A 5,045-nucleotide genomic window follows, 5' to 3' on the forward strand; every position below is an offset into this window, starting at 1 on the left:
TCGACCAGGACCTCATCCTCTACCTGTTCGGCACCCCCGGACAGGACCGCTTCTGGTTCATGTGGGACGACCTCGTCCGCGGCGCCATCGGCGCGGTGGTCCTCGTCGACACCCGCCGGCTCGCCGACTGCTTCCCCGCCGTCGACTACTTCGAGAACTCGGGCCTCCCCTTCGTCATCGCCCTCAACGGCTTCGACGGACACCAGCCCTACACCCCCGAAGAGGTCCGCGAGGCCCTGCAGATCGGCCCCGACGCACCCATCATCACCACCGACGCCCGCCACCGCGCAGACGCCAAGTCCGCACTCATCACCCTGGTGGAACACGCCCTCATGGCGCGTTTGAAGTAGTTACTCGCGGTTCCGGCCGGACCGGAATCGGCGAACTGGGCGGCGGGCTGTGTCCTTTGACACGGCCCGCCGCTTCGTTCATAACGTTTCGACAGAGAATTGCCCCTGGTTGGCCACCGCACGCATCCGGCCGGTGCCGCTGTGCTCACATCGACCCGGCTTTTTGGCGGCGCTCGCTCCTTATGTCCGACTTATGCGAGAGCGGCGCTGCTGGAATCGGCCGGTTTCAACTGTTTGGAACACGGCCGTTAACCGTGCTGGAATTCAACGAACTAGCTAGTAGCGCCGCCGAGAGGTTGTTGGTCGAGTGAGGCGAAGCAACGAGAGCCCCGCGGAGGAACCTGCGCGGGGCAACTTCACCCCGCCGCAGCGCGCGGCCGCCGTGTCCGCCCCGGACCTGCCGGACGCCGCGCCCGCGGCCACGGGCAGCCAGAGCCGGTTCTCGCCGCGCAACTGGCGCGTCCCCACGCGTCTGAACGCGATCCTGCTCGTGCCCGCCCTCGTCGGCCTGGTCATGGGCGGCTTCCAGGTCAAGGGGTCCATCGACACCTGGACCGAGGCCAAGGACGCCGAGAAGACCGCGCGCATCGTGCAGGCCGCCTCCGAGTACGGCCAGGCGCTGCTCAACGAACGCGACCTCACCGCCGAGCCGCTGCTGAGCGGCAAGGGCGCCAACGACGTGGTGACCAAGGCCTACGCCGACACCGACGCCGCCAAGGCCAAGTTCGACGAGGCCGTCAAGGGCATGCCGGCCAAGCAGGGCCTCGAGCGCCGCCTCAAGCTCTTCCGCGACGAGGAGCCCAAGCTCGAGGCGATCCGCAAGACGGCGTACCAGAAGAAGATCGAGACCGCGAAGAAGAGCCTGCCCCAGCGGCCGGGCCCGGTGCCCACCGAAGAGGGGTACGTGCTGGTCCAGCACTACCTCATGCAGTTCTCCAACGAGCTCGGCCTCGGCACCGGCAACATCACGTCCTACGGCCGCATGGTCTACGCGATCGAGCTGGCCAAGGCGGCCGGGTCGCTGCAGCGCTCCATCGGCACCCACCTCCTCGTCCGCCCCAGCACCGACAAGGACGTGCACGCGGCCCAGTTGGTTGCCTTCTCCTCGTACGCATATCTGGAGGAGATCGCGCAGAGCGAGTACGTCTCCGCCGGTACCGAGCAGGACACGGCCAACCTCAAGGCCGTCATGCAGCGCAAGTCCGACGAGGGCGCGCAGAAGCTCCGGGACGCCAAGACCGACGCCGACGCCGCCGGCCGGCCGTTCGTGGCCCCGCCGGTGGTCAACGGCTCCCCGCTCGAGGGCATGACCGAGGCGATAGCCAGCGGCGAGGACCCCTCGGACCTCGCCAAGAAGGGCACCAACGCCGTCTTCTGGCAGGCCGGTGCCACCGCCAAGTTCGACGCCTACAGCGAGATCGAGAACCAGCTCGTCGCCAAGGCCGTGGACGAGGCCGTCGTGATCGCCGACGACGCGCGCTCCGACGCCATCGTCAACGGCCTCATCGTGGTCGTCTCGCTGCTCGCCGCCTTCGTCTTCGCCGGCCTCATGGCCCGCCAGATGGGCCGCTCGATGCGCCGACTGCGCTCCGCCGCCTTCGACATCGCCGAGCAGCGCCTGCCGGCGCTGGTCGACCAGCTCTCCCGCACCGAGCCCGGCCGGGTCGACACCCGCGTGGAGCCCATCCCGATCGACTCCCAGGACGAGATCGGCGAGGTCGCCCGCGCCTTCGACCAGGTGCACCGCGAAGCCGTCCGGCTCGCCGCCGAGCAGGCGCTCCTGCGAGGGAACGTCAACGCGATCTTCACGAACCTCTCCCGGCGCAACCAGTCGCTGATCGAGGGCCAGCTGACCCTGATCACCGACCTGGAGAACAACGAGGCCGACCCGGACCAGCTGGAGAACCTCTTCCGCCTGGACCACCTGGCCACCCGCATGCGCCGCAACGGCGAGAACCTGCTCGTCCTCGCGGGCGAGGAGCCGGGCCGCCGCTGGGACCAGCCGGTGCCGCTGGTCGACGTGCTGCGCGCCGCCTCCTCCGAGGTGGAGCAGTACGAGCGCATCGAGCTCTCGGGCGTCCCGGAGGCCGACATCCACGGCCAGGCCGTGACCGACCTCGTGCACCTGCTCGCCGAGCTGCTGGAGAACGCCACCACCTTCTCCTCCCCGCAGACCAAGGTCCGGGTCACCGCGACCCGGCTGCCCGACGGCCGCGTGATGGTCGAGATCCACGACAAGGGCATCGGCCTCACCGCCGAGGACTTCGCGGACATCAACCACAAGCTGGCCAACCCGCCGACCGTGGACGCCGCGATCTCCCAGCGCATGGGCCTGTTCGTGGTCGGCCGGCTGTCCGACCGGCACGGCATCCGGGTCCAGCTGCGTCCCTCGGGCGAGCAGGCCGGCACCACCTCGCTGGTCATGCTCCCGGACGCCATCACCCACGGTGGCGGCGGCGAGGCCGGCGGCGGCTTCGAGAACGACGACTTCACCGTCTCCTCGATCATCCCGGAGCAGCAGTCCTACGAGAGCGCCCCGCTGCGCACCGCGGCGGAACTCGGCTTCGACGACTCGCGGTACTCCGACCAGGGCGAGGGCGACGACCTTGACCCGGTGAACCGCTCGCTGGGCCGGGACGAGCGCCGCGCGGCGCTGGCCGAGCAGGTGGCCTACCCCGCCGAGGGCGGCTACCCCGCACCGGGCGCCGGAGCCACCGCGCCGGCCGAGCCCTACCAGGAGCCCCAGCCGGAGCACGGGTACGAGCAGTACCAGGGCGAACCGGAGGGCGGGTACGCGCAGGAGGGCTACGCCTCCGGCTACCAGGACCCGGCCGCCTACGAGGCCTCGTACGAGCACCAGGAGTCCGGCTACCAGGCCCGTCCGGAAGCCGGCTACGAGGCCTACGGCCAGCCCGCTTCCGGCTATCCGGAGTCCGGCTACCAGGACCCCCAGGCCGCCGGCCAGGGGTACGACGGCGGCTACGCTCCCCAGCCCCACCAGGGTGACTGGCCCGGCCAGAATGCCTACCAGGGCGGCTACCAGGCTCCTTACGGGACCGAATCGGAATCTCAGGCCGGTGCCGAACAGGCCCCGGACCGCGTAGGCTTCGACCGTTCGGGCACCGCCGCCGGCACCGGTCACGAGATGACCGGAGCGGGTCTCCCGCGCCGTGGCGGCCAGCAGCAGTGGCAGCCCGCACAGCAAGAAGCGGAGTCCACGCCGGTCCCCGCGGAGCCGGCCGCCCAGCAGCCGGGCCCGGGTGGGCTCGGCGAGGCGCCCGACAGCGGCTGGCGTTCGCGCAACGACGAGCGCTGGCAGCAGGCGGGCAAGCTCCGCGACCCGAAGGCGGGCGGGGTCACCCCCTCCGGTCTTCCGCGGCGGGTGCCCAAGGCCAACCTGGTCGAGGGTGCTGCGGAGCCGACCCCGCAGGGCGGCCCCCAGGTCTCCCGTGCCCCCGAGGACGTGCGCGGCAGGTTGAGCAACCTGCGGCGCGGCGTCCAGCAGGGTCGCAGCGCGGGATCAGAGCAGTCCAGTAACACCTATGACCAGGAGCGTTAGTGTGAGCCCGATGAGCCAGGCGGCGCAGAACCTGAACTGGTTGATCACCAACTTCGTGGACAACACCCCCGGGGTGTCCCACACCGTGGTGGTCTCCGCCGACGGCCTTCTTCTGGCGATGTCCGAAGGGTTCCCGCGCGACCGTGCCGACCAGCTGGCCGCGGTGGCTTCCGGGCTGACCTCGCTGACCGCCGGTGCGTCCCGGATCTTCGAGGGCGGCGCCGTCAACCAGACCGTGGTGGAGATGGAGCGCGGCTTCCTCTTCCTCATGTCGATCTCCGACGGCTCGTCGCTCGCGGTGCTCGCGCACCCCGAGTGCGACATCGGCCTCGTGGGCTACGAGATGGCCCTCCTGGTGGATCGTGCGGGCAGCGTCCTCACCCCGGACCTGCGCGCCGAACTGCAGGGAAGTCTTCTCAACTAGCAGACAGGCAGTGCGTTTCGCGTCATCGCACCTTAAGGTGCGGTGGCGCGGTTCTACAGGGAGTACTGCGTTTTGGAGTCGGAGGAGGAAACGTGACAACACCCCCAGGAGGACATCCTTATGGCGGCGCACAGCAGCCGCAGGGTGGGCACGACCAGAACCGCTTCAACTTCCCCTCCGCACCCAGCAGGAACTTCTCGCCGGAGCACAACCCGTACCGGGACCCCGGGTACGGACAGCAGCCGCAGGCGCCCCACATGCCTCCGCCGAGCCCGCCCCGGCAGGTCCGGCAGCCGGCCCCGGCGCCCAAGGCCAGCAACCCGCTGGTGCGTCCGTACGCGATGACCGGGGGCCGGACCCGGCCCCGCTACCAGCTCGCCATCGAGGCGCTGGTCAGTACCACGGCCGATCCCTCCCGGCTGCAAGGGCAGTTGCCCGAGCACCAGCGGATCTGCCGGCTCTGCCAGGAGATCAAATCGGTCGCCGAGATCTCCGCACTCCTCTCCATCCCCCTGGGCGTCGCCCGGATCCTCGTGGCCGACCTGGCCGAGGCCGGGCTCGTCGCCATCCACCAGCCCGGCGGCGACCAGTCCGCGGGCGGCCAGCCAGACGTGACACTGCTCGAAAGGGTGCTCAGTGGACTTCGCAAGCTCTAACGGCGGAGCGGCCCGCTCCACCACCTCCGCGAAGATCGTGGTGGCGGGCGGCTTCG

4 protein-coding genes and 1 pseudogene are annotated in these 5,045 nt (G+C 70.3%); all 5 read left to right on the forward strand.

All coding sequences use genetic code 11. The features are described 5' to 3' along the window. On the forward strand, positions 1–350 hold a 350-nt coding region (locus tag AB0O40_RS37500), incomplete at its 5' end, for an ATP/GTP-binding protein (RefSeq protein WP_365050751.1). Between the two features lie 307 nt (positions 351–657). Then, the gene (locus AB0O40_RS37505) at positions 658–3,909 is read left to right on the forward strand and encodes a nitrate- and nitrite sensing domain-containing protein (RefSeq protein WP_365050754.1); all 3,252 of its coding nucleotides are present in this window, start codon (positions 658–660) and stop codon (positions 3,907–3,909) included. A gap of 10 nt (positions 3,910–3,919) precedes the next feature. Beyond that, the gene (locus AB0O40_RS37510) at positions 3,920–4,333 is read left to right on the forward strand and encodes a roadblock/LC7 domain-containing protein (protein WP_078910683.1); all 414 of its coding nucleotides are present in this window, start codon (positions 3,920–3,922) and stop codon (positions 4,331–4,333) included. Positions 4,334–4,425: 92 nt separating this feature from the next. Further along, positions 4,426–4,989 carry a DUF742 domain-containing protein gene (locus AB0O40_RS37515; RefSeq protein ID WP_365050757.1) on the forward strand — a complete coding sequence of 188 codons (564 nt, stop codon included), beginning with the start codon at positions 4,426–4,428 and terminating at the stop codon, positions 4,987–4,989. Next, positions 4,970–5,045, forward strand: a pseudogene (locus AB0O40_RS37520) (ATP-binding protein); the annotation flags it as partial. The gene AB0O40_RS37515 and the pseudogene AB0O40_RS37520, both read left to right, overlap by 20 nt.

It is taken from the genome of Streptomyces sp. NPDC089919 (assembly GCF_040684615.1).
GTDB lineage: Bacteria > Actinomycetota > Actinomycetes > Streptomycetales > Streptomycetaceae > Streptomyces.